Genomic DNA, 24,012 nt, shown 5'->3' on the forward strand with positions numbered 1-24,012 from the left:
CAAGCCAGCGCCTACAACAGCGAGTCCGCTGGCTCAGTCGAGTTTTTCGAACTTCAAATCCCACACGCCATGACCCAGGCGCTCGCCACGACGCTCGAACTTGGTGATCGGGCGTTCAGCCGGGCGCGGCACGCACTTGCCGTCTTCGGCCAGGTTGCGATAACCCGGGGCGACGTTCATCACTTCCAGCATGTATTCGGCATAAGGCTCCCAGTCGGTGGCCATGTGCAGAATGCCGCCAACCTTCAACTTGCTGCGCACCAGTTCGGCGAAGGAGGCCTGGACGATACGGCGCTTGTGGTGCCGGCTCTTGTGCCACGGATCGGGGAAAAACAGCATCAGGCGGTCCAGGCTGTTGTCGGCGATGCAGCGGTTGAGCACTTCAATCGCGTCGCAATCGTAGACCCGCAGGTTGGTCAAGCCCTGGGTCAGCACGCCGTTGAGCAGCGCGCCGACACCCGGACGGTGAACTTCCACGCCGATGAAGTCCTGCTCCGGGGCCGCCGCGGCCATTTCCAGCAGCGAGTGGCCCATGCCGAAGCCGATTTCCAAAGAGCGCGGCGCCGAGCGGCCGAACACCTGGTCGTAATCCACCGGAGCGTCAGCCAGGGGCAGCACGTACAGCGGCGCGCCCTGATCCAGGCCGCGCTGCTGGCCTTCGGTCATGCGCCCGGCGCGCATCACGAAACTCTTGATGCGCCGGTGTTGGCGCTCGTCGCCGGCGTCCGGCTGGATTGGCGTGTCGTTTGATTCAGTCATCAATGGCTCTTACTTGATCAGACCATCCAGCGGCGAGGAGGCGCTGGCATAGAGTTTCTTCGGCATGCGACCGGCGAGGTACGCCAGACGGCCCGCGACAATCGCGTGTTTCATGGCTTCGGCCATCATGACCGGCTGCTGCGCGTGGGCGATGGCCGAATTCATCAGCACCGCTTCACAGCCCAGTTCCATGGCAATGGTGGCATCGGAAGCGGTGCCGACACCGGCATCCACCAGCACCGGCACCTTGGCTTCTTCGAGGATGATCTGCAGGTTGTACGGGTTGCAGATCCCCAGCCCGGTGCCGATCAGGCCGGCCAGCGGCATGACCGCGATGCAACCCATTTCCGCCAACTGGCGAGCGATGATCGGGTCGTCGCTGGTGTAGACCATCACGTCGAACCCTTCCTTGACCAGCACTTCGGCGGCCTTGAGGGTTTCCAGCACGTTGGGGAACAAGGTCTTCTGGTCAGCCAGGACTTCCAGCTTTACCAGGTTGTGGCCATCCAGCAGCTCACGGGCCAGGCGGCAAGTGCGCACCGCTTCCACCGCGTCATAGCAACCGGCGGTGTTGGGCAGGATGGTGTAGCGATCCGGCGGCAGGATATCCAGCAGGTTCGGTTCGCCAGGGTTCTGGCCGATATTGGTCCGGCGCACGGCGACGGTGACGATCTCGGCACCCGAGGCTTCGATAGCCAAACGGGTTTCTTCCATGTCGCGGTACTTGCCGGTGCCTACCAGCAAACGCGATTGGTAGGTCCGACCGGCCAGGACGAAAGGCTTGTCACTACGAACGTTGCTCATCGGAAATCCTCTGTTGGGGTGAGGTTCTTGCAGAATTCTGTATCAGGCCCGGGGCCCTGGAGCCCTCATCCGGGACCGGCGAACGTTTCTTCCATGGGAGAGGCCCGGAGCCGGGCCGGGGCGCAGATCAATGGCGGCGCGATTGCACCCAGTGGCTAGCCGCCGCCGATGGCGTGGACGACTTCCACCTGATCGCCCTCGTTGAGAGCGGTCTCGGCGTGCTGGCTGCGCGGAACGATATCCAGGTTGAGCTCCACCGCGATCCGCCGTCCGCTCAGGTCCAGACGGGTCAGCAGGGCCGCAACGGTCGAGCCGTCGGGCAGTTCAAAGGATTCACCGTTCAACTGAATGCGCATGCTCAAGGCCGCCATCATTTTTAGGGGCCAGCATTCTAGCCCGATCGTGACCTAAAGGTCAGCTACAAGCGTCAGCCGGCCCCTTGCAGGCGCCAGGCGGCAAGACCCAGCAACAGCCAGCCAACCAGGAACGCCAAACCGCCGAACGGGGTGATGATGCCCAGCTTGCTGATGCCGCTCAGGGTCAGCAGATACAGGCTGCCGGAGAACAACAGGATGCCCAGGGCGAAGGCCGCACCGGCCCAGGTCACCAGCCGCCCCGGAATATGGGCCACCAGCAAGGCGACGCCGAACAGGGCCAAAGTGTGCACCAACTGATAAGTGACCCCTGTATGAAAAATAGCCAGGTATTCGGTACTCAAGCGGTTCTTCAGACCGTGGGCGGCGAAAGCGCCGAGAGCGACCCCGGTGAAACCGAAGAAAGCGGCCAGCATCAGGAAGCCACGCAACATGAGGAACTCCAGTCAGATTCAGCGCAAAGGGTCTGTATAATGGCGCGCTCAACGGGTTCGGCCAAGCCATCTCTATGCTGCGTTATCTGTTTCGTCGCCTTGTAAAAGCCTTGATGTGGTTCGTCGTCGGCAGCGTGCTGCTGGTGCTGCTGTTTCGCGTCGTACCGCCACCGGGCACCGCCCTGATGGTGGAGCGCAAGATCGAATCCTGGGTCGATAACGACCCTATCGACCTGCAACGCACCTGGAAACCTTGGGGCGAAATCTCCGACAACCTCAAAGTGGCGGTGATAGCCGGCGAAGATCAGAAATTCCCCGAACACTGGGGGTTCGACATCGACGCCATCCAGGCCGCCCTGGCCCACAACGAACGCGGCGGTTCGATCCGCGGCGCCAGCACCTTGAGCCAGCAAGTCTCGAAAAACCTGTTCCTGTGGTCCGGCCGCAGCTACCTGCGCAAGGGCCTGGAAGCCTGGTTCACCGCCCTGATCGAAATATTCTGGTCCAAGCAGCGCATTCTTGAGGTCTATCTCAACAGCGCTGAATGGGACGAAGGGGTATTCGGCGCCGAAGCGGCTGCGCGCCACCACTTTGGCGTTAGCGCCGCCCAGCTGTCCCGCCAACAGGCCAGCCTCCTGGCCGCCGTCCTGCCCAACCCCAGGGTATGGAGCGCCGCCCGGCCCAGCACTTATGTGTTGCAGCGCGCAGGCTGGATTCGGCGACAGATGAGCCAGTTGGGCGGATCTGATTACCTGAACCGTCTGGACGCGTCCCGCAAAACGCCTTGGGCGGAGTAAAGCGGGGCCCTTTGCCCCCCGCTCTTCTTGAGCGTTTTGGAGATGGATGGTGGGCCGGGGATCAGCGGCCACGCAAACAAAAACGCCCCGAGATGATCGGGGCGTTTTTGTTTGCATGGCCTGTGATGCTTAAGCGGCGATGGACAGTTTCAACTTGTTCATCGCGCTTTTTTCCAGCTGGCGAATTCGCTCGGCCGAAACGTTGTACTTCTGTGCCAGGTCGTGCAGCGTGGCTTTTTCTTCCGCCAGCCAACGCTGGTAGAGGATGTCACGGCTGCGCTCATCCAGCACTTCCAGCGCTTCGTGCAGATTGCTGGTGGAGTTGTCGCTCCAATCGGCATCTTCCAATTGCCGCGCCGGGTCGTAGCGATGGTCTTCCAGGTAGTTGGCTGGCGACTGGAACGCACTGTCGTCATCCGCTTCGGCAGCCGGATCGAAGGCCATGTCCTGGCCAGTCAGGCGGCTTTCCATCTCCCGCACTTCACGGGGCTCGACGCCCAGACTTTCGGCAACGCGATGGACTTCCTCGTTGTTCAGCCAAGCCAGACGCTTTTTCTGACTGCGCAGATTGAAGAACAGTTTGCGCTGGGCCTTAGTGGTCGCGACTTTGACAATCCGCCAGTTACGCAGAATGAACTCGTGAATTTCCGCCTTGATCCAGTGCACCGCAAAGGACACCAGACGTACGCCCATCTCAGGATTGAAGCGCTTCACGGCCTTCATCAGACCCACGTTGCCTTCCTGGATCAGGTCGGCCTGGGCCAACCCGTAGCCGGAATAGCTGCGGGCGATATGTACAACAAAACGCAGGTGGGCGAGCACCATCTGCCGAGCCGCCTCAAGATCCTGCTCATAGTAGAGACTCTCGGCCAGTTCACGCTCCTGCTCGGGCGTCAGCAATGGAATGCTGTTTACCGTGTGCACATACGCTTCCAGGTTTGCGCCTGGAACCAATGCGTAAGCAGGTTGCAAAGAAGTGGTCATACGAAAAAACCTCCGACTCACATAACTCGTGCCATTAGGCACTGCAAAAATTGACCGGGAACCACAAAACAAGTTCCCAAAGACTCTGAAAGGTCAATACAAGCAAAAAGACATTACTTCGGTGCCAGCTCCCTCAGGTGGCGGGCCACCGCAATCCACGCACCGATATAACCCAACAGTACCGCCCCTAGCAAGAGCGACAATCCATCGGCAACCGGCACACCGGCGAGAGCAAAATCGCTGCCGTACAAACCGGCCAACCCAATCACCGCGTCGTTCAGCCAGTTCAGGCCGAACGCCAGCACGCCCCAGGACAGAATCCCCGCACCGAAGCCATACAGCGCGCCCATATAAAGGAAGGGGCGTCGCACATAACTGTCAGTGCCGCCGACGAGTTTAATCACTTCTATCTCGGTGCGGCGGTTTTCAATATGAAGACGAATGGTATTGCCTATCACCAAAAGTAATGCGGACACCAGCAGCACCGTCAGGCCGAAGACAAAGCGGTCCCCCAGCTTGAGGATCGCCGCCAGCCGCTCGACCCAGACCAGGTCCAGCTGCGCCAGTTGCACCTTGGGCATGTCCGCCAAACGCTGGCGCAAGGCCTCAAGCGTCGCCTTGTCCACTTCGTTGGGCGTCACCAGCACCACACCCGGCAACGGGTTATGGGGCAACTCGCGCAAGGCCTCGCCCAACCCCGACTGCTGCTGGAACTCTTCCAGGGCGTTTTCCTTGCTGATGAACTCGGCATCGGCCACACCGGGCAAGCCTTTGATCTCTTCACTGAGTTTCTGCCCCTCAGTGGCAGACGCATCCAGATCCAGGTACAGCGAAATCTGCGCTGCGCGCTGCCAGGAACCGCCCAGACGCTCAACGTTGTTGAGCAGCAGCGACAAGCCCATGGGCAGGCTCAGGGCCACGGCCATCACCAGGCAGGTGAAGAAGCTGCCAATGGGTTGCTTGCCCAGGCGCCGCAGGCTGTCCAGCAGGCTGGCACGGTGGCTTTCGAGCCAGGCGTGCAACAGCGTGCCAAAATCCGGACCGTCATCCTCATCGCGCTTGTTCTTCGGCGGCGGCGCCTCGGAAGCCTTGGGCGCGACGCGCTCCGCTACTTTAGGGGTACGTGTTGCACTCATACGCCAGCCTCCCCATCGCCGATCAATCGGCCGCGTTGCAAGGTCAGCATGCGGTGACGCATGCGTGCGATCAGCGCCAGGTCGTGACTGGCGATCAGCACGCTAGTGCCCAGGCGGTTGATGTCTTCGAACACGCCCATGATTTCCGCCGCAAGACGCGGATCGAGGTTACCAGTGGGTTCATCCGCCAGCAGCAACGCCGGACGGTGGACGATGGCCCGGGCAATCCCGACGCGCTGTTGCTGGCCGGTGGACAGGTCGCCCGGGTAGAGGTCGGTCTTGTCCGACAGCGCCACCCGCTCCAGGGCCGAGTCCACCCGCTTGGCGATTTCCGCCTTGGACAAGCCGAGGATCTGCAGGGGTAAGGCGACGTTGTTGAAGACCGTGCGATCGAACAACAACTGGTGGTTCTGGAACACCACGCCGATCTGGCGTCGTAGAAAGGGAATCTGCGCGTTGCTGATCTGCCCCAAGTCCTGCCCGGCCAGCAGCAGCTTGCCCGAGGTCGGACGTTCCATAGCCAGTAGCAGGCGTAGCAAAGTACTTTTGCCGGCGCCGGAGTGGCCGGTGACAAACAGGAATTCTCCGCGACGGACACGAAAGCTCAGCTCATGCAGGCCAACGTGACCGTTGGCATAGCGCTTACCGACCTGTTCGAAACGAATCATGAACGCTCCCGCTCGGCAAACAGTGCCTGGACAAAGGGTTCGGCTTCAAAGGTACGCAAATCATCGATGCCCTCGCCGACCCCGATATAACGGATCGGCAGACCGAATTGCTTGGCCAGGGCGAAAATCACCCCGCCCTTGGCGGTGCCATCGAGCTTGGTCAGGGCCAGGCCGGTCAACGCCACGGTCTGGTTGAACTGCTTGGCCTGGTTGATGGCGTTCTGGCCGGTACCGGCGTCCAACACTAGCAGCACTTCGTGAGGCGCGTCGGCATCGAGCTTGCCGATCACTCGACGCACCTTCTTCAGTTCTTCCATCAGGTTGTCTTTGGTGTGCAGACGCCCCGCCGTGTCAGCGATCAGCACGTCGATGCCACGGGCCTTGGCCGCTTGCACTGCATCGAAGATCACTGAGGCAGAGTCGGCACCGGTGTGCTGGGCGATGACCGGGATCTTGTTGCGCTCACCCCAGACTTGCAGCTGTTCCACCGCTGCCGCACGGAAGGTATCGCCGGCCGCCAGCATGACTTTCTTGCCTTCCAACTGCAGCTTCTTCGCCAGCTTGCCGATGGTGGTGGTCTTGCCGGCGCCGTTGACGCCCACCACCAGGATCACGAAAGGCTTGTTCTGGGCGACGATTTTCAGCGGCTGCTCCACCGGCTTGAGCATGCTGGTGAGTTCGGCCTGCAGCGAGGCGTAGAGCGCGTCGGAATCGGTGAGCTGCTTGCGCGCCACCTTCTGGGTCAGGTTCTGGATGATCACCGAAGTGGCTTCGACCCCGACATCGGCGGTCAGCAGACGGGTTTCCAGGTCTTCCAGCAACTCGTCATCAATGGCCTTCTTGCCCAGGAACAGGCTGGCCATGCCTTCGCCGATGCTGGCGCTGGTCTTGGACAAGCCCTGCTTGAGACGGGCGAAGAAGCCGACCTTGTTCTCGTCGGCGGGACGGGCAGGTTCGATGACCGGCTCTGGCTCTGGCGCCAGCACAACCGGCTCGACCGTAGGCGTAGGCGTAGGCGTAACAGGCTCGGGGGCGACGAATGCCGGCGCTACTGGCGCCTGCACTTCGCTCACCGGGGCCGGGGCGACAAGCGGGGCCTCGACAACCGGCTCATGCGTGGCGCTCACGGCCGGAATTGGCGGCGTCACGTGCTCTGCCTGAGTGTCCTCCACCAGCGCCACTGGCTCTTCCGCCACCGGCAGGGTCAGCCAGGGCTTGTGCCCGGGGCTTGGGGTCAGCGGTAGCTCGGGCGCGACGGGCGCGGGCGGCTCAGCCTCGGCCTGGTGCAGCAGCGGTTCGGCGATCGGCGCCGCCACAGGCTCTGCAGGCGCTAGGTTCAGGGTGGGTTCAGGGACTGGAGCCGGCACGGGCTCAGCAGCCACTGGCGGCTGTTCGACGACGGGTTCCTGCGGCTTTTTGCGCAGCCATCCGAACAGGCCTTTCTTCTCGCCAGCCGCGGCTGGGGTCTTTTTGTCGTCGTTGGAACCAAACATGGAGACGGCTATCTCAAGGTAGCGATGCGCCAGCCGGCGCGTCGGTAAATAAATATTCAATGCAGAACAGACTGTGTTTAATCCAGCTTGTTCACGCGCAACATGTTGTCGAAATGCCCAAAGGCACTTCAAGGATCGATTTTACTAAAGGACTGGAACGGCAAAATCGGCGAAAAGTCGAAGTCTAGCTGACAAATCGAGGTTTCTTGCCGGGAACTCAAACAACCTGCTCAAGTACGTGCTGATCCGCGAAGACCTGATAGGCGTGGCCGCCAGTAAAACGGATCAGTATCCTAGGGCGTGTCACCACTCATTACCAGTGCTGTAGTGAGTGGCGACACGCCCCAACCTCTCGCTCGCTGACGCTAAGACCACGCGGGCAGCCCAACAGGTTTAAAAACGAATGAATGCTCTAGCCCGCCGCGCCGCAGGCCTGCTGCTCAGTACGGTTTGTCTGCCCCTTGCAGCCCTGGCCGCCGACCCGCAACCCACCCATGAATTCACCCTCGACAATGGCCTCAAAGTCGTGGTCCGCGAAGATCATCGCGCGCCGGTGGTGGTGTCCCAGGTCTGGTACAAGGTCGGCTCCAGCTACGAAACCCCGGGCCAGACCGGTTTGTCCCACGCCTTGGAACACATGATGTTCAAAGGCAGCGAGAAGGTCGGCCCCGGCGAAGCCTCGTTGATCCTGCGGGACCTGGGCGCCGAAGAGAACGCCTTCACCAGCGACGACTTCACTGCTTATTACCAAGTCCTGGCCCGCGACCGCCTGGGCGTGGCCCTGGAACTGGAAGCCGACCGCATGGCCAGCCTGCGCCTGCCAGCCGACGAGTTCGCCCGCGAGATCGAGGTCATCAAGGAAGAACGCCGCCTGCGCACCGACGACAAGCCGCTGTCCAAGGCCTACGAGCGCTTCAAGGCCATGGCCTATCCGGCCAGCGGCTACCACACGCCGACCATCGGCTGGATGGCTGACCTGAACCGGATGAAGGTCGAAGAGCTGCGCCACTGGTACCAGTCCTGGTACGCACCGAACAACGCCACCCTGGTGGTAGTCGGCGACGTCACCCCGGACGAGGTCAAGGCCCTGGCCCAGCGCTATTTCGGTGCCATCCCCAAGCGCGATGTGCCACCGGCGAAGATCCCCATGGAACTGGCCGAACCCGGCGAGCGCCTGATCACCCTTCACCTGAAGACCCAACTGCCGAGCCTGATGCTGGCGTTCAACGTGCCGAGCATCGCCACGGCGGACGACAAGCGTGCGGTCAACGCCCTGCGCCTGGCTGCGGCCTTGCTCGACGGCGGCTACAGCGGGCGCATCCCCACCCAGCTGGAGCGCGGCGAAGAGTTGCTGTCAAACGGCTCCACCAGCTACGACGCCTACACCCGGGGCGACAGCCTGTTCCTGCTCTCGGCCACCCCCAACAGTCAGAAGAAGAAAACCATCGCCCAGGCCGAAGCCGGGCTGTGGCGCCTGCTGGACCAGTTGAAAACCACTCCGCCGTCCGCCGAGGAATTGGAGCGGGTCCGGGCCCAGGTCATCGCCGGTCTGGTCTACGAGCGTGACTCCATCACCCGCCAGGCCACCGCCATCGGCCAGCTGGAAACCGTCGGCCTGTCCTGGAAGCTGATGGACACCGAGCTGGCGGAATTGCAAAGCGTGACCCCGGAAGACATCCAGAAGGCCGCCCGCACCTATTTCACCCGGGAGCGTATGAGCGTGGCCCACGTACTGCCTGAGGAGTCCGCTCATGAGTAAGCGCAAGAATGCTTCACCGGTCCTGCTGGGTCTGGCCCTGGTCGCCCTGCTCACCGCCGGTGGCCTGTACCTCTCGCGTTCCGGCGAGAGCAATGCCAGCCAGGCCCTGGATAAGGCCAAGAGCAGCCAGAGGCTGCAATCCTTGGCCGAGCTGGATGGCAAGGCCCCCAGCCACCGCAACCTCAATGTGCAGACCTGGAACACCGCCGAAGGCGCCAAGGTGCTGTTCGTCGAAGCCCGCGAGCTGCCGATGTTCGACATGCGCCTGATCTTCGCCGCCGGCAGCAGCCAGGACGGCAACACTCCCGGCCTGGCGCTGCTGACCAACGCCATGCTCAACGAGGGCGTGGCCGGCAAGGATGTGGGCTCCATCGCCCGGGGCTTTGAAAGCCTGGGGGCGGATATCGGCAACGGCGCCTACAAGGACATGGCCGTGGTCTCGCTACGCAGCCTCAGCGCTGTGGACAAACGCCAGCCGGCACTGAAGCTGTTCGCCGAAGTGGTGGGCAAACCGACCTTCCCGGCCGACTCCCTGGCGCGAATCAAGAACCAGTTGCTCGCCGGCTTCGAGTACCAAAAGCAGAACCCCAGCAAGCTGGCCAGCCTGGAACTGATGCAGCGCCTGTACGGCAACCATCCCTATGCGCATGCCAGCGAAGGCAATGCCAAGAGCGTTCCGAGCATCAGCCTGGCGCAACTGCGGGCGTTCCACGCCAAGGCCTATGCCGCCGGCAACGCGGTGATCGCCCTGGTCGGCGATCTCTCACGCAGCGACGCCGAAGCGATCGCCGCACAGGTTTCCGCCGCCTTGCCCAAAGGCCCGGCCCTGGCCAAGGTCGAGCAACCCACTGAACCCAAGGCCAGCATCGGTCATATCGAGTTCCCATCGAGCCAGACCAACCTGATGCTGGCGCAACTGGGCATCGACCGCGACGATCCGGACTACGCTGCCGTGTCCCTGGGCAACCAGATCCTCGGCGGTGGCGGTTTCGGCACCCGGCTGATGAGCGAAGTGCGCGAGAAACGCGGCCTGACCTACGGCGTGTACTCGGGCTTCACCCCGATGCAGGCCCGCGGCCCGTTCATGATCAACCTGCAGACTCGCGCAGCAATGAGCCAAGGCACCCTCAAGCTGGTGCAGGACGTATTCGCCGACTACCTGAAGAACGGCCCGACCCAGAAGGAACTGGACGACGCCAAGCGTGAACTGGCCGGCAGCTTCCCGCTGTCCACCGCCAGCAACGCCGATATCGTCGGCCAGCTGGGCGCCATGGGCTTCTACAATCTGCCGTTGAGCTACCTGGAAGACTTCATGCGTCAATCCCAGGAACTGACGGTGGAACAGGTCAAGGCCGCCATGAACAAACACCTGAGTGTCGACAAGATGGTCATCGTCAGCGCCGGCCCCACCGTCGCGCAAAAGCCGTTGCCGCCCCCCACTGACAAACCCGCCGAGCAGCCGCTCGGGGTTCCGGAGCACTGATGGCCCGTCCAGCCCGTCCCAACAAGAAACCCGTCCATAACCAGCACAACGGCGTTGGCCAACTGCGCATCATTGGCGGCCAATGGCGCAGCCGGAGACTGAGCTTCCCCGACTTGCCGGGGCTGCGTCCGACCCCGGACCGGGTGCGCGAAACCCTGTTCAACTGGTTGGCCCCCTATGTGGCCGGGGCCAAGGTCATCGACCCGTTCGCCGGCAGCGGCGCGGTGTTCCTCGAAGCCCTGTCCCGTGGTGCCGCCACCGGCCTGGCCCTGGACAGCAGCAACGTGGCGATCTCCAGTCTGCGCGAGCACCTGGGCACCCTGCGCTGCAGCGTGGGCCAGGCGCAGACCGCCGACGCCCTGCGCTACCTGGAAACCCAACCGGCGACGCCGTTCGACCTGGCGTTTCTCGACCCGCCGTTCAACCAGAACCTGCTGCCCGCCGCCTGCGCCCTGCTCGAAGAGCGCGGCTGGCTGGCGGACGACGCCTGGATCTACACCGAAAGCGAAACCGCGCCATCGACCCTGGGGCTGCCCGGGCGCTGGCGCCTGCACCGTGAACAAAAATCCGGGCAGGTGTACTACTCGCTGTGGCAACGTATGGCAGACAACGCCGCGTAGCACCTGCCTACATTCGGCCGGAACAAGGCGCGCACCCCGCCCGGGCTGCGCGCCGCTGCATCGAGATCCTCCCCGTGCCCGACTCGCCTGATCGTTTCACCCCCGCCTTCGGCCTTGGCAACCCGCACCTGCAGACCCTGTGGGGCCCGCTGTGGCGCCCGACCACTCAGTTGGAGCGCCAGCGCGAGCGCCTGTGGCTGGATGACGGCGACTTTCTCGACCTGGACTGGCACGGCCCCCATAGCGCCGAAGCCCCTCTGGTGTTGGTGCTGCATGGCCTGACCGGCTCGTCCAACTCGCCTTATGTGACCGGGCTGCAACAGGTCCTCGCCGCTCGGGGCTGGGCCAGCGCGGCGCTGAACTGGCGCGGCTGCTCCGGCGAACCCAACCTGTTGCCGCGCAGCTACCATTCCGGCGCCAGCGAAGACCTGGCCTCGGCCATCACCCATCTGCGGGCCAAGCGCCCCCAAGCACCGCTGTACGCGGTGGGTTATTCACTGGGGGGCAATGTGCTGCTCAAGTACTTGGGGGAACGCGGTAGCGAAAGCCCGTTGCAGGGTGCCACGGCGGTATCGGTGCCGTTTCGCCTGGACCAGTGCGCCGACCGCATCGGCCAGGGCTTTTCCAAGATTTACCAGGCGCACTTCATGCGCGAGATGCTGGCCTACATCAAGGACAAGCAACGCCAGTTCCAGCACGACGGCCGCCACGACGGCCTCGCCACCCTGGCGCAACTGGGCCCGCTGACCAAGATGCGCACCTTCTGGGACTTCGATGGCCGGGTCACCGCGCCGCTGCATGGCTTTGCCGATGCCCAGGACTATTACCGCCGCGCCTCCAGCCGCTATTTCCTCGGCGAAATCCGTACCCCGACCCTGATCATCCAGGCCGCGGACGACCCCTTCGTGTTCCGCCACAGCCTGCCTGAAGCCGCCGAACTGTCCGCCAGCACCCGGTTCGAACTGCAGACCAAAGGCGGCCACGTGGGCTTTGTCGGCGGCAGCCTGAAACATCCGCGCTACTACCTGGAGCAGCGCATTCCGCAATGGCTGACCGGCCTGGGCCGTCATGGATAAGTCCGCCCGGGAGTCGATCCGTTTCTGGCAGACCGCGCCCTTGGCCGGGGTCGAGTTGCTGGCGGCGCGCTATATCGAGCAGCGCTTCGTGCCCCATGTGCATGAGGGGTATGTGATCGGCATGATCATGGCTGGCGCCCAGCGCTACCGCTATCGCGGGGCCGAGCACCTGGCGGGCAGCGGCACCCTGGTGCTGATCAACCCGGACGAGCTGCACACTGGAGCCAAAGGCGTCGAGGACGGCTGGTTGTATCGGGCCTTTTACCCGGACAACCAACAGGTTCTCGGCCTGCTCGACGAGCTGGAACTGCCCAGCGGCCGCCTGCCGGCCTTTGGCGCCACCCTGTATCGGGACCCGGATCTGGTGCAGGGTTTTGCCCGCCTGCACCACCTGCTGGAAAGCCCGACCACCGCCCTGCAACAACAGACCCAGTGGCGGGAAATGCTGCTGATGCTGTTGCAGCGGCACGCCGGAGTCAGGGCGCTGGGCGCACCCGGGCAAGAGCACCGGGCGATTGTCCAGGCCAAGGAATTGCTGCGCTCGCAGCTGGCCGCGCCGCCGTCATTGGAAGAGCTGGCGGCGGCGGTGAACCTGTCACCATTCCACTTCGCCCGGGTGTTTCGCCAGGCCACCGGAATTCCACCCCACACCTGGCTGATGCAGCAACGCATCGCCAAGGCCCGAGCCTTGTTACGCGATGGCTGCCTGCCGCTGGAAGTGGCCACACAACTGGGGTTTGCCGACCAGAGTCACCTCAGTCGGCAGTTCAAGCAGGTGTATGGGGTGGCGCCGGCGGCTTATCGCAGCGCCGTTCTGCAGTAGGACGGCGCGGCTTTTGCGAGCTCGTTCGCGCCTGCTGCCGCCAACGCGTCCCGGTCGACGCTTTCGCGAGCAAACTCGCTCCTACAGGTTCGCGGGGGCCTGCGGGCCGTAGGAGCTGGCTTGCCAGCGAAGAGGCCGACCGGGGCAGCCCGTCAATCGCCGATGGCGACAGGCCGCTGGGTATCGGTGATCCACTCGCTCCACGAACCGGCATACAGGCGCCCCAGCGGGTAGCCGGCCAGGCACAGGGCGAACAGGTTGTGGCAGGCGGTGACCCCGGAGCCGCAATAAGCCACCAAGTGCTCCGGAGAACGCCCGGCGAGTTTTTCGGCAAAACGCTGCTTGAGCTGCTGCGCCGGCAAAAAGCGCCCGTCGCTGTCCAGGTTGTCCGTGAAGGCCGCGCATTGCGCCCCGGGAATGTGCCCGGCCACCGGATCGATCGGCTCCACGTCACCGCGAAAACGCGGCAAGGCCCGGGCGTCCAGCAAAGTCAGGTCCGGCTGGCCCAGACGCTGCTTCAGGTGCTCGGCGTCCAGCAGCAAAGCGTGATCGGGCTGACCGCTGAAGTGCCCGATCACATTGTCGGGGGCATCCAGGCTCAAGGGCAGGCCGGCGGCGTGCCAGGCTTTGAGGCCGCCATCGAGAATGAACACGCCATCACGCTTGCCCAGCCAGGCCAGCAACCACCAGGCGCGGGCAGCGTAGGCACCGGGACCGTCGTCATAGAGCACGATCTGGCTGTCGTTATCGATGCCCCAGGCCTGCAGGCGCGCCACCAACTGCGCCGGCTCCGGCAACGGATGCCGGCCGGTCACGCCCTTGATCACCGGCGCGCTCAGGTCGCGGTTCAAGTCGGCGAAATGCGCCCCGGCAATATGCCCGTCGGCGTAGCTGCGCTGGCCGTAATCCGGGTCTTCCAGAGCAAAGCGACAATCCAGAATCACCAGACCGGGCTGCTGTTTCTTCTGGTCCAGGGCAAGCGGGCTGATCAACTGCGCAAGGGGCATAGCGGGCTCCTGTGAGTAAGTCGGAGGTTGATCCTACTGCACTTCCTCCAGGGCTTGGGCCAGCGGCACGTAAAACTCTTCGAACAGGCCGTTGACCGCCTCGCGGGCCTGCTCGGTGACAAAACCGGCTTCCAGCACCAGCACCTGATAGACGCCGCGCTTGATGGCTTCCTCGCTCAGGTGGGTGGAGTTTTCCCGGGTGGTGCACAGAAAACGCACCCAGGAGGTGAGGATGATCCAGGCATTGAGGGTCAGGGATTCGATCTGCACCTTGTCCATGGCGACGATTCCGGCCTCGACGAAGCGCCCATAGATGGCCATGCCCTGGATCAGGCAGCGCTGGGAAAAACGTCGGTAACGAGCGGCCAGTTCGGCATCGCTGTCCAACAAGTGCTCCAGGTCGCGATGCAGAAAACGATAGCGCCACATGGCCGCCAGCAGCGCCTGCAAGTAGTAGCGCTTGTCTTGCACGGTGACCGCGCGCCCGGGCGGTGGCCGCAGGAAGCTGTCCACCAGGCTCTCGTACTCGGCGAACAGCACGGCGATGATCGCCTGCTTGTTGGGGAAGTGGTAGTACAGGTTGCCCGGGGAAATCTCCATGTGTGCTGCAATGTGGTTGGTGCTGACGTTGCGTTCGCCCTGCTGGTTGAAGAGTTCGAGACTGAACTGGACGATGCGTTCGCGGGTTTTTATGCGTGGGGCCATGGGCGTGGGCTTTAATCAGAAGGCTGGGGTGCATCTTACGACCTATCCCTCTGGGGATAAATCAGGAGCGGCACAGGAGGGTATTTGACAATTTAGAGCATAAGCTCTAAAAAACTAGCCAGCCAAAAAAACCGGAGCCCGTCCATGTCTGCCGAAATTGCTTACCTGCAGGATTCCCTTCAGCAACAGGACGCGTTGCATGGGCTGTTCGACGCCCAGCGCCGGGCCTTCGCCGCCAATCCCATGCCTCCGGCCGCACAACGCCAACAATGGCTCAAGTCGCTGCAGAACCTGCTCGACAGCGAACGCCAGGCGCTGATCGATGCCATCCGCCAGGACTTCAGCAACCGCAGCGCCGATGAGACCCTGCTGGCCGAACTGATGCCCAGCCTGCATGGCATTCACTACGCCAGCAAACACCTGAAAAAATGGATGAAGCCGTCTCGCCGTGCCGTGGGCCTGGCCTTCCAGCCAGCCTCGGCCAAGGTGGTCTATCAGCCGTTGGGGGTGGTGGGCGTCATCGTGCCGTGGAACTACCCGCTGTACCTGTGCATGGGGCCGCTGGTGGGCGCGCTGGCCGCTGGCAACCGAGTGATGCTCAAACTCAGCGAATCCACGCCCGCCACCGGCCAGTTGCTCAAGCAACTGCTGGCCCGGGTGTTCCCCGAGGATCTGGTGTGCGTGGTGCTGGGCGAAGCTGAAGTGGGCATGGCGTTTTCCAAGCTGCGCTTTGATCATTTGTTGTTCACCGGCGCCACCAGCATCGGCAAGCACGTCATGCGCGCCGCCGCCGAGAACCTGACCCCGGTGACCCTGGAGTTGGGCGGCAAATCCCCGGCCATCGTCTCCAGCAGCGTGCCGCTCAAGGACGCCGCCGAACGCATCGCCTTCGGCAAGACCCTGAACGCCGGGCAAACCTGCGTCGCCCCGGATTACGTGCTGGTGCCTGAAGAGCGCGTGGGAGCCTTCGTCGAGGCCTATCGCCAAGTGGTACGCCGCTTTTTTCCGACCCTGGCGGACAACCCCGACTACACCGCGATCATCAACCAACGCCAGTTGGCGCGGCTTAATGCGTACCTGAGCGACGCCACCAGCAAGGGCGCGCTGCTGGTGCCGCTGTTCGAGCAAAGCCAGGAACGGCGCCTGGGCCATAGCCTGCTGCTCAATGTCACGGATGACATGACTGTGATGCAGGACGAGATCTTCGGCCCGATCCTGCCCATCGTGCCGTACCAGACCCTGGACCAGGCCTTGGCCTATATCAACCAACGTCCCCGGCCCCTGGCCCTGTACTACTTCGGTTACGACAAGGCCGAGCAGCAGCGGGTGCTCAACGAAACCCACTCCGGCGGCGTGTGCCTGAACGACACCCTGCTGCATGTGGCCCAGGATGATCTGCCGTTTGGCGGCATCGGCCCCTCCGGCATGGGGCATTACCATGGTCACGAGGGCTTCCTGACCTTCAGCAAGGCCAAGGGCGTGTTCATCAAGCAGCGCTTCAACGCGGCGCGCCTGATTTACCCGCCTTATGGCAAATCCATTCAGAAACTCATCCAGAAACTGTTCATCCGCTAAGGAGCCTCCGTCAACGCCACGACTTCCAGTGCAGCCGTTGTTTAGCGGCTCTCTCAACCAGTACATCGCCGGGTAATAAAAACAATGACCCCTAGCCTGTCTGAAACTCCCGCGCTGTCTCGACGCGGACTGCTGAAAATCGGCCTCTGCGCCAGTGCGTTCCTGGCCACCGCCGGGCTGGGCGCAAGCCTCAGCGGGTGCTCCGCCAGCCCCCCAGCCAGTGGTTTTGCCATGCTGCGTAGCAACGATCTGCCGTTTCTGCGCGCGCTGATCCCGGTGATGCTCGAAGGCGCCGTGGCACCGGACAAGATGCCCGCCGCCATCGACGGCACCCTGACCCACCTGGACAACGCCCTCCATCACCTGTCGCCGGAGATGTTCAAGCTCACCCAGCAACTGTTCGATGTGCTGGGCATGGCCGTAACTCGTGGCCCGCTGACAGGGATCTGGGGGCGCTGGGAAAACGCCAGCGCGGATGACATCCGCCACTTCCTCAGCCGCTGGGAAAACAGTTACCTGTCGCTGCTGCGCATGGGCCACGCCTCACTGCTGCAATTGGTGATGATGGCCTGGTACACCTGCCCCGAATCCTGGGCTCATTGCGGCTACCCAGGACCGCCCAAGGTCTGATTGACCTTTGTAGCCGCTGCCACAGGCTGCGAACGAGCGGTGCGTTCGTGGGGCGATGGGGCAGCGGTTGGGGATCGTCAAGCAAGGCCCTGCGGGCCTTTTCGCAGCTTCGCAGGCTCAGCAGCGGCTACAGTGGATCCGCGCCGAGCCTTCAATAATAAGAGAGCATCCGATATGCCTGTACCTGATCTGTTCCGCGACGGAATGAGCCGTGGCTGGAAAACCTACAACGGCTCGCAGCTGGAGCAGGACCTGACCCTGGAAGCCGACGTCGCCATCATCGGCAGCGGTGCCGGGGGCGGTACCACCGCCGAGATCCTCAGTGCCGCCGGCTACAAGGTGCTACTGGTCGAGGAGGGTCCGCTGAAGACCAGTGACGACTTCAAGATGCTCGAAGACCAGGCCTACGCCAGCCTTTATCAGGAAGGTATCGGCCGCATGAGCAAGGACGGCGCCATCACCATCCTCCAGGGCCGCGCCGTGGGCGGCACCACCTTGATCAACTGGACATCGAGCTTTCGCACCCCCGACCCGACCCTGGCACACTGGGCCCGGGAATATGCAGTGGTCGGCCACAGCTCCGCCGAGATGGCGCCCTGGTTCGAGAAAATGGAACAGCGCCTGGGCGTGGCGCCCTGGGCTATGCCGCCCAACGCCAATAACGATGTGATCCGCAAGGGCTGCGAAGCCTTGGGCTACAGCTGGCACGTGATTCCGCGCAACGTCCGTGGCTGCTGGAACCTGGGCTACTGCGGCCTGGGCTGCCCGACCAACGCCAAGCAGTCGATGCTGGTGACCACCATTCCAGCCGCCCTGGAAAAAGGCGGCGAGCTGCTATACCTGGCCCGGGCCGAGCGCTTGCAGCTCAAGGACGACCAGGTGACCGCGCTGCAATGCCTGGCCATGGACGCCCGCTGCGTGGCGCCTACCGGCCGTGCGATCACGATCAAGGCCAAACATTACGTACTGGCCGGCGGCGGCATCAACAGCCCGGCCCTGCTGCTGCGCTCCGCTGCCCCGGACCCGCATTCACGGCTGGGAAAACGTACCTTCCTGCATCTGGTGAACTTCTCCGCCGGGCAGTTCGACGAGGTGATCAACCCCTTCTACGGCGCGCCGCAGTCGATCTACTCCGACCATTTCCAGTGGCAGGACGGCACCACCGGCAAGATGTCCTACAAGCTCGAAGTACCGCCCCTGCAACCGGCCCTGGCCAGCACTCTGCTAGGCGGCTTCGGCCCCGACAGCGGGCTGTCCATGGAGCAGTTGCCCCACACCCACGCCATGCTGGCCCTGCTACGGGACGGCTTCCACCCCGACAGCACCGGCGGCAACGTCGAGCTGCGCGGCGATGGCACCCCAGTGCTCGACTATCAAATTTCGCCCTACGCCTGGGACGGCCTGCGCCGGGCCTTCCACAGCATGGCGGAGATCCAGTTCGCCGGCGGCGCCAAGGCGGTCAAGCCGCTGCACAGCGACGCCCGCTTCGCCAAGACCCTGAAACAAGTGCGCGAGCAGATCGACGGCCTGGAGCTGGCGTTGTACCGCACCCGCCTGGGCAGCGCCCACGTGATGGGGGGCTGCGCCATGGGCGAAGATCCGAAGAACGCCGTGACCGACAGCCTCGGACGCCACCATCAACTGCGCAATCTGTCGATCCACGACGGCTCGCTGTTTCCCACCAGCATCGGTGCCAACCCACAGCTGTCGGTCTACGGCCTGACAGCGCAACTGGCCACGGCCCTGGCACAGCGCTTGAAAACGACGTGAAAAAGCGGGGTATTGGCGTCGTCTATAGGGCTTTCTTCCTGAAAAGGCGACTTGGCCGACCGGGAAGGCTGCGATACCATCCGACTCCCCAACGGATTCCCGCCAGGACGACGCGATGAACCGAGTGTTGTACCCAGGTACCTTCGACCCTATTACCAAGGGCCACGGCGATCTGGTCGAGCGCGCCTCCCGGCTGTTCGACCACGTGATCATCGCTGTTGCCGCCAGCCCCAAGAAAAACCCGCTGTTCCCCCTGGAACAACGCGTGGAACTGGCGCAAGAGGTGACCAAGCACCTGCCCAACGTTGAAGTCGTCGGCTTCTCCACGCTGCTGGCGCACTTTGCCAAGGAACAGAACGCCAATGTCTTCCTGCGGGGCCTGCGAGCGGTTTCGGACTTTGAATACGAGTTCCAGCTGGCCAACATGAACCGCCAACTGGCGCCGGACGTGGAAAGCCTGTTCCTGACGCCATCGGAGCGCTACTCGTTCATTTCCTCGACGCTGGTTCGTGAAATTGCTGCCCTGGGCGGTGATATCACCAAGTTCGTCCATCCGGCCGTCGCCGATGCACTGACCCTGCGCTTCAAGAAATAAGCCGTGCGGCCCCGCAGAGGGGCCCTTGCCAGGCGTCAGCCATCGCGCCCGCGTGCACTGCGGGCGTCAATACGGCACAATTGCGCGCATTCGTTTTTACATGCCCGGGCCTGCCGCCCAGGCCGGAGTCCCCCATGTCCCTGATCATCACCGACGATTGCATCAACTGCGACGTCTGCGAACCCGAGTGCCCCAACGCGGCCATCTCCCAAGGCGAAGAGATCTACGTCATCGATCCGAACCTGTGCACCCAGTGCGTCGGCCACTACGACGAGCCGCAATGCCAGCAAGTGTGCCCGGTGGATTGCATTCCGCTGGACGAAGCGCACCCGGAAACCGAAGCAGAGTTGATGGCCAAGTACCGGAAGATCACTGGCAAGGCTTGAGGCGTTCAGCGCCCTTTAGTAGGGCATTTCGCCGGCAAGCCGGCTCCTGCCTGTGCCTGTAGGAGCAGGCTTGCCGGCGCAGCTTCTCAGCGCTGGCAACGCGGGCAATAGACGCTGGCCCGCTGGCCCAGCTTGATCTCCCGCAGCCCCGTGCCGCAGACCTTGCAGTGCTCCCCGCCGCGCCCATAGACGAACAGCTCCTGCTGGAAGTAGCCCGGCTGGCCGTCACCGCCGATAAAGTCGCGCAAGGTGGTACCACCCCGCTCGATGGCCGCCGCCAGGATCCGCTTGATCTCGATCGCTAGCTGCAGATAGCGGGCCCGGGAAATGCCCTTGGCTTCACGACGCGGATCGATGCCCGCAGCGAACAGCGCCTCGGTCGCATAGATATTGCCCACCCCCACTACCACCGCGTTGTCCATGATGAATGGCTTGACCGCCATGGAGCGGCCCCGGGATAGCTGGAACAGGCGCTCGCCATCAAACAGCTCGGTCAGCGGCTCCGGCCCCAGGCGCGCCAGCAGCTCGTGGTTCAGCGGGTCCAGGCTCCAGAGCATGGCGCCAAACCGGCGCGGGTCGGTGTAGCGCAGGGCCAGGCCCGATTCCAGCTCGATATCCACATGTTCGTGCTTGGCCGCCGGCAGGCCGATGTCCACCAGACGCAGGTTGCCCGACATGCCCAGGTGACTGATGAGGGTGCCGACTTCGGCATTGATCAGCAGGTACTTGGCCCGGCGATCCACCTGGACGATGCGCTGCCCGGACAGGCGCACATCCAGATCCTCGGGGATCGGCCAGCGCAAGCGCCGTTCGCGGACGATGACCCGGCTGACCTTCTGGCCTTCCAGGTGCGGGGCGATCCCGCGCCGGGTGGTTTCGACTTCAGGTAATTCAGGCATCTTCGCCCCAGGCCTTCAGCGCCGCATGAATCATCAGTGGGAACCCAGTTCGCGCACGGTTTCCTTGAGGTTTTCGAAGTCGTAATCCGACAGACCGACGTAATCGAGAACCAGATGGCCAATGCTGTTCCACTCGTGATCCTCCACCTGGTTGCCCAGCACCCGGTAGGACGCGCAGATGTGCTCGGCCATCTTCAGGATCGCCAGCAGGTTCTTCAGTTGGCTGTTGCGCGAGGACTCGTCGCTGAAGATCGCCAGGGCGTTGTGGTGATTGGCGATGGCGTGGGTCACATGTTCCGGCAGGCGCCAGGACTTGGCGGTGTAATACCCGACCACCGCATGGTTGGTGTTGAAGGCACGGTTTTCCGTGTCCACCACCCGCTGCTCCGGCCCGGCACTGCAATAGGCCTCTTCCAGCACGGTCATGTAGGTGGGGAAACGCTTGAGCATCAGCGGCACGCCGCAGTCGTGGAACAGCCCCAAGGCGTAGGCTTCGTCCACCGCCTGGGAGCCGGTGCGCTTGGCCAGGGTCAGACAGGTCATGGCCACGTCCTGGGCGGTGTCCCAGAAACGGTTGAGGGTGACGATGGTTTCGTCGCTCATCTCGCCCTTGATCGACTGCGCGTTGATCAGGTTGATGATCGAACGGCTGCCCAAGAGATTCACCGCGCGCTGGATCGAGGCGATTTTGTTGGCCAGCCCGTAATGCGCCGAGTTGACGATTTTCAGCAACGCGCCAGACAGGCCCGGGTCCTGGGAGATCAGCTTGGCGATCACCTCCAGATCGGGATCGGGCATGTACTGCTCCATCTGCAAATCCACCATGATTTGCGGCTGAGGCGGCACGCTGATGCCTTGCAGGGCCTGTTGAATCTGTTCGGCTGATAGCTCTTGGGACATAAGTACACACTCTGGCTGAGGCGGCGATTCTAACCTCTAACCACACAATGTTGGGCGAACGGACAGGAACTTTACCCTGCACCTTTAGCCGCAGGTCCATTGGCCGTCGCTGAAGTTGCGCGGCAAGGTATAATCGCGCCCTTTTTTCCGGAGCGACGTCATGTCCCTGCCAAGCCTGCGCCTCAAAGCCAATGCCGATCGCCGCCTGCGCGCCGGCCACCTGTGGGTCTACAGCAACGAAATCGATGTAGCCGCCACCCCACTGCACGGCTTCAAGGCAGGCGACCAGGCGGTACTGGAAGCCGCCGGCGGCAAGCCCCTGGGCGTGGTTGCCATGAGCCCGAACAACCTGATCTGCGCCCGCCTATTGTCCCGGGACGCCAAACTGGCCCTGGACAAGTCGCTGCTGGTGCACCGCCTGAACGTGGCTCTGTCCCTGCGCGAGCGCCTGTTCGACAAGCCGTTCTACCGCCTGGTCTACGGCGACTCCGACCTGCTGCCGGGCCTGGTGGTCGACCGTTTCGGCGACATCCTGGTGGTGCAGATCGCCTCGGCGACCATGGAAACCCACAAGGACGACGTGATTGCCGCCCTGACCCAGGTACTCAAGCCCAGCGGCATCCTGTTCAAGAACGACTCCGCCGCCCGTGACGCCGAAGGCCTGAACCGCTACGTCGAGACCGTGTTCGGCCTGGTGCCGGAGTGGGTTGCCCTGGAAGAGAACGGCGTGAAGTTCGAAGCCCCGGTGATCCAGGGCCAGAAAACCGGCTGGTTCTACGACCACCGCATGAACCGCGCCCGCCTGGCGCCTTACGCCAAGGGCAAGCGCGTGCTGGACCTGTACAGCTACATCGGCGGCTGGGGTGTGCAAGCCGCAGCGTTCGGCGCCAGCGAAGTGTTCTGCGTCGATGCCTCGGCCTTCGCCCTCGATGGCGTGGAGCGCAACGCCGCGCTGAACGGCTTTGCCGAGAAAATGACCTGCATCGAAGGCGACGTCTTCGAAGCCTTGAAGGAACTCAAGGCCAGCGAAGAGCGCTTCGACGTGATCGTTGCCGACCCGCCCGCCTTCATCAAGCGCAAGAAAGACCTGAAGAACGGCGAAGGCGCCTACCGCCGCCTGAACGAGCAAGCCATGCGCCTGCTCAACAAGGACGGCATCCTAGTCAGCGCTTCGTGCTCGATGCACCTGCCCGAGGACGACCTGCAGAACATCCTCCTGACCAGCGCCCGCCACCTGGACCGCAACATCCAGTTGCTGGAGCGCGGCGGCCAGGGCCCGGACCACCCGGTACACCCGGCCATCCCGGAAACCCGCTACATCAAGAGCATCACCTGCCGCCTGCTGCCCAACAGCTGAGCCCGGGCCGACGGCCGTTCCCGCCTAGCGCGGGAATGGCCACCGCCCTCGATTGACTTTGCACGACCACGGCTCGATTCTCGGCACCTTCTCAAGGACCGAGAGCGCCACACCATGGGCCACTCCCCCGCTACCACGAAAAAGACCTCGGTAGTCATTCTGCTGCTGAGCGCTGCCGCCCTGGGCCTGAGTAGCCCGGTCAACCGTCGTTATCAGGACGCTTGCGTCTGAAGATCGCGCAGACGACACAAATCCCTGAGGTACAGCAGGAAGGAAAACGCCAAGGGCGGGCCAGTGAAGTAGCGCAAGGACAAAAACCCGCTCTTGAAGGGGTCCAGATGGTGCTCGCGGGTCCAGAAATCGAACAACGCCTGCATCAGCCACGCAGCGCAAAGAGCCACCAGCATCCAGGCTCCGTCCCCCAACAGCCGTCGTTTAAAACCGTCACGTCCCGGCAGCCAGCTGGCGCTGAGTAGCGTCATCAGTAGCAGGAACGCCACCACGCTGTAGATCACCCCGCGGGTAAAGGGCAACTCACTGCAGGCCTGCACCACGACCGCCGCCGCAAAGGCCAGCAACAGCGCGGCCTTCCAGGTGCGCCACTGGCGCCGCTGCCCGGCCAGCAGTTGCACGAAGCCGCCGCCCGTCAGCAGGGCCGCGCCCACCACGGCCATGGTGCTGCCGGGCCAGTCGCTATAGAGCACCAGCCACATCAGCATCAGCCCTTGCAGCAGGCCCGTGCCGAGGTAGAACCTCAGGGATCGCATGTTCGCGGACATTCCAGCTCCATTGGAAGGTGATCGAGGGGCGGCGAGTCTAAACCAGGAGCAGCCAGGCGGGCAGCCTCCCTCTCAGATCCTGGCAATCGCACGCCACAGAGCGGCCACGGCATTCCTTCCTGACGCCAGCGGTGTAGAATCGGCGAATTCATCGCCAGTCATCCCCCGGCGGGTTTATGAGCTCAGGCTGAGGCGCGCG

At 63.4% G+C, this 24,012-nt stretch carries 25 protein-coding genes; 12 read left to right on the forward strand and 13 right to left on the reverse strand.

All coding sequences use genetic code 11. The features are described 5' to 3' along the window. Window positions 1-33: 33 nt before the first annotated feature. The 4 genes from trmB to PLD_RS02810 all read right to left on the reverse strand — a co-directional run bounded on the left by trmB (window position 34) and on the right by PLD_RS02810 (window position 2,371). On the reverse strand, window positions 34-759 hold the full coding sequence (trmB, locus tag PLD_RS02795) for a tRNA (guanosine(46)-N7)-methyltransferase TrmB (protein WP_159889600.1): 726 nt from the start codon (window positions 757-759) through the stop codon (window positions 34-36). Between the two features lie 9 nt (window positions 760-768). Beyond that, complete coding sequence (locus PLD_RS02800) at window positions 769-1,563, reverse strand: thiazole synthase (RefSeq protein ID WP_011064024.1); 795 nt, start codon at window positions 1,561-1,563, stop codon at window positions 769-771. 155 nt (window positions 1,564-1,718) lie between these two features. Then, the gene (gene thiS / locus PLD_RS02805) at window positions 1,719-1,919 is read right to left on the reverse strand and encodes a sulfur carrier protein ThiS (RefSeq protein ID WP_178116105.1); all 201 of its coding nucleotides are present in this window, start codon (window positions 1,917-1,919) and stop codon (window positions 1,719-1,721) included. A 71-nt stretch (window positions 1,920-1,990) separates the two neighbouring features. After that, window positions 1,991-2,371, reverse strand: a complete 381-nt coding sequence (locus PLD_RS02810; protein ID WP_159889604.1) for a DUF423 domain-containing protein — start codon at window positions 2,369-2,371, stop codon at window positions 1,991-1,993. Between the two features lie 74 nt (window positions 2,372-2,445). On the opposite strand from PLD_RS02810, the gene mtgA reads away from it, so the two are divergent. Further along, a complete protein-coding gene (gene mtgA / locus PLD_RS02815) occupies window positions 2,446-3,168 on the forward strand; it encodes a monofunctional biosynthetic peptidoglycan transglycosylase (RefSeq protein ID WP_159889606.1) in 723 nt (240 codons plus the stop codon). A 129-nt stretch (window positions 3,169-3,297) separates the two neighbouring features. Here the strand turns inward: mtgA and rpoH are convergent, their stop codons facing one another. The 4 genes from rpoH to ftsY all read right to left on the reverse strand — a co-directional run bounded on the left by rpoH (window position 3,298) and on the right by ftsY (window position 7,449). Beyond that, the gene (rpoH, locus tag PLD_RS02820) at window positions 3,298-4,152 is read right to left on the reverse strand and encodes an RNA polymerase sigma factor RpoH (RefSeq protein ID WP_159889608.1); all 855 of its coding nucleotides are present in this window, start codon (window positions 4,150-4,152) and stop codon (window positions 3,298-3,300) included. 113 nt (window positions 4,153-4,265) lie between these two features. After that, entirely contained in the window at window positions 4,266-5,288 is a 1,023-nt protein-coding gene (gene ftsX / locus PLD_RS02825; RefSeq protein WP_159889610.1) for a permease-like cell division protein FtsX, read from the reverse strand. Continuing rightward, on the reverse strand, window positions 5,285-5,956 hold the full coding sequence (ftsE, locus tag PLD_RS02830; protein WP_159889612.1) for a cell division ATP-binding protein FtsE: 672 nt from the start codon (window positions 5,954-5,956) through the stop codon (window positions 5,285-5,287). Before ftsE ends, ftsX begins: the two co-directional genes overlap by 4 nt. Continuing rightward, window positions 5,953-7,449 (reverse strand): signal recognition particle-docking protein FtsY, encoded by a 1,497-nt coding sequence (gene ftsY / locus PLD_RS02835; protein ID WP_159889614.1) that lies wholly within the window; start codon window positions 7,447-7,449, stop codon window positions 5,953-5,955. Before ftsY ends, ftsE begins: the two co-directional genes overlap by 4 nt. Before the next feature lie 403 nt (window positions 7,450-7,852). On the opposite strand from ftsY, the gene PLD_RS02840 reads away from it, so the two are divergent. The 5 genes from PLD_RS02840 (at window position 7,853) to PLD_RS02860 (ending at window position 13,210) form a co-directional block, all read left to right on the forward strand. Continuing rightward, window positions 7,853-9,208 carry a pitrilysin family protein gene (locus PLD_RS02840; protein WP_159889616.1) on the forward strand — a complete coding sequence of 452 codons (1,356 nt, stop codon included), beginning with the start codon at window positions 7,853-7,855 and terminating at the stop codon, window positions 9,206-9,208. Next, window positions 9,201-10,691, forward strand: a complete 1,491-nt coding sequence (locus tag PLD_RS02845) for a pitrilysin family protein (RefSeq protein WP_159889618.1) — start codon at window positions 9,201-9,203, stop codon at window positions 10,689-10,691. The genes PLD_RS02840 and PLD_RS02845 overlap by 8 nt, the downstream gene beginning before the upstream one ends. Beyond that, the gene (gene rsmD, locus PLD_RS02850) at window positions 10,691-11,311 is read left to right on the forward strand and encodes a 16S rRNA (guanine(966)-N(2))-methyltransferase RsmD (RefSeq protein WP_159889620.1); all 621 of its coding nucleotides are present in this window, start codon (window positions 10,691-10,693) and stop codon (window positions 11,309-11,311) included. Before PLD_RS02845 ends, rsmD begins: the two co-directional genes overlap by 1 nt. A 74-nt stretch (window positions 11,312-11,385) precedes the next feature. Further along, the gene (locus tag PLD_RS02855) at window positions 11,386-12,387 is read left to right on the forward strand and encodes a hydrolase (RefSeq protein ID WP_159889622.1); all 1,002 of its coding nucleotides are present in this window, start codon (window positions 11,386-11,388) and stop codon (window positions 12,385-12,387) included. Beyond that, window positions 12,380-13,210 carry an AraC family transcriptional regulator gene (locus tag PLD_RS02860; RefSeq protein WP_159889624.1) on the forward strand — a complete coding sequence of 277 codons (831 nt, stop codon included), beginning with the start codon at window positions 12,380-12,382 and terminating at the stop codon, window positions 13,208-13,210. The genes PLD_RS02855 and PLD_RS02860 overlap by 8 nt, the downstream gene beginning before the upstream one ends. 152 nt (window positions 13,211-13,362) lie before the next feature. Here PLD_RS02860 and PLD_RS02865 read toward each other — a convergent pair whose 3' ends face one another. Then, a complete protein-coding gene (locus PLD_RS02865; protein ID WP_159889626.1) occupies window positions 13,363-14,217 on the reverse strand; it encodes a sulfurtransferase in 855 nt (284 codons plus the stop codon). A gap of 33 nt (window positions 14,218-14,250) precedes the next feature. Beyond that, the gene (locus PLD_RS02870; protein WP_159889628.1) at window positions 14,251-14,922 is read right to left on the reverse strand and encodes a TetR/AcrR family transcriptional regulator; all 672 of its coding nucleotides are present in this window, start codon (window positions 14,920-14,922) and stop codon (window positions 14,251-14,253) included. Window positions 14,923-15,021: 99 nt separating this feature from the next. Here PLD_RS02870 and PLD_RS02875 point away from each other — a divergent pair, with 99 nt between their 5' ends. The 5 genes from PLD_RS02875 (at window position 15,022) to PLD_RS02895 (ending at window position 19,878) form a co-directional block, all read left to right on the forward strand. After that, a complete protein-coding gene (locus PLD_RS02875) occupies window positions 15,022-16,497 on the forward strand; it encodes a coniferyl aldehyde dehydrogenase (RefSeq protein WP_256674529.1) in 1,476 nt (491 codons plus the stop codon). 84 nt (window positions 16,498-16,581) lie between these two features. Next, window positions 16,582-17,127 (forward strand): twin-arginine translocation pathway signal protein, encoded by a 546-nt coding sequence (locus PLD_RS02880; RefSeq protein WP_159889632.1) that lies wholly within the window; start codon window positions 16,582-16,584, stop codon window positions 17,125-17,127. A gap of 174 nt (window positions 17,128-17,301) precedes the next feature. Beyond that, complete coding sequence (locus PLD_RS02885) at window positions 17,302-18,897, forward strand: GMC family oxidoreductase (protein WP_159889634.1); 1,596 nt, start codon at window positions 17,302-17,304, stop codon at window positions 18,895-18,897. A gap of 115 nt (window positions 18,898-19,012) precedes the next feature. Further along, complete coding sequence (gene coaD, locus PLD_RS02890) at window positions 19,013-19,492, forward strand: pantetheine-phosphate adenylyltransferase (protein WP_003195136.1); 480 nt, start codon at window positions 19,013-19,015, stop codon at window positions 19,490-19,492. 134 nt (window positions 19,493-19,626) lie between these two features. Further along, window positions 19,627-19,878 (forward strand): YfhL family 4Fe-4S dicluster ferredoxin, encoded by a 252-nt coding sequence (locus PLD_RS02895; RefSeq protein WP_159889636.1) that lies wholly within the window; start codon window positions 19,627-19,629, stop codon window positions 19,876-19,878. A gap of 86 nt (window positions 19,879-19,964) precedes the next feature. On the opposite strand, the gene mutM is transcribed toward PLD_RS02895, so the two are convergent. Beyond that, complete coding sequence (gene mutM, locus PLD_RS02900; RefSeq protein ID WP_159889638.1) at window positions 19,965-20,777, reverse strand: bifunctional DNA-formamidopyrimidine glycosylase/DNA-(apurinic or apyrimidinic site) lyase; 813 nt, start codon at window positions 20,775-20,777, stop codon at window positions 19,965-19,967. A gap of 33 nt (window positions 20,778-20,810) precedes the next feature. Continuing rightward, the gene (locus PLD_RS02905; RefSeq protein ID WP_178116113.1) at window positions 20,811-21,623 is read right to left on the reverse strand and encodes an HDOD domain-containing protein; all 813 of its coding nucleotides are present in this window, start codon (window positions 21,621-21,623) and stop codon (window positions 20,811-20,813) included. Between the two features lie 214 nt (window positions 21,624-21,837). On the opposite strand from PLD_RS02905, the gene PLD_RS02910 reads away from it, so the two are divergent. Next, window positions 21,838-23,034, forward strand: coding sequence for a class I SAM-dependent rRNA methyltransferase (locus tag PLD_RS02910; RefSeq protein WP_102862104.1), 1,197 nt, complete (start codon window positions 21,838-21,840; stop codon window positions 23,032-23,034). Window positions 23,035-23,246: 212 nt separating this feature from the next. On the opposite strand, the gene PLD_RS02915 is transcribed toward PLD_RS02910, so the two are convergent. After that, window positions 23,247-23,813 (reverse strand): hypothetical protein, encoded by a 567-nt coding sequence (locus PLD_RS02915; RefSeq protein WP_159889642.1) that lies wholly within the window; start codon window positions 23,811-23,813, stop codon window positions 23,247-23,249. Window positions 23,814-24,012: the final 199 nt, after the last annotated feature.

The sequence above is a fragment of the Pseudomonas sp. LD120 genome (assembly GCF_009861525.1).
In the GTDB taxonomy this organism is placed as follows: Bacteria; Pseudomonadota; Gammaproteobacteria; order Pseudomonadales; family Pseudomonadaceae; genus Aquipseudomonas.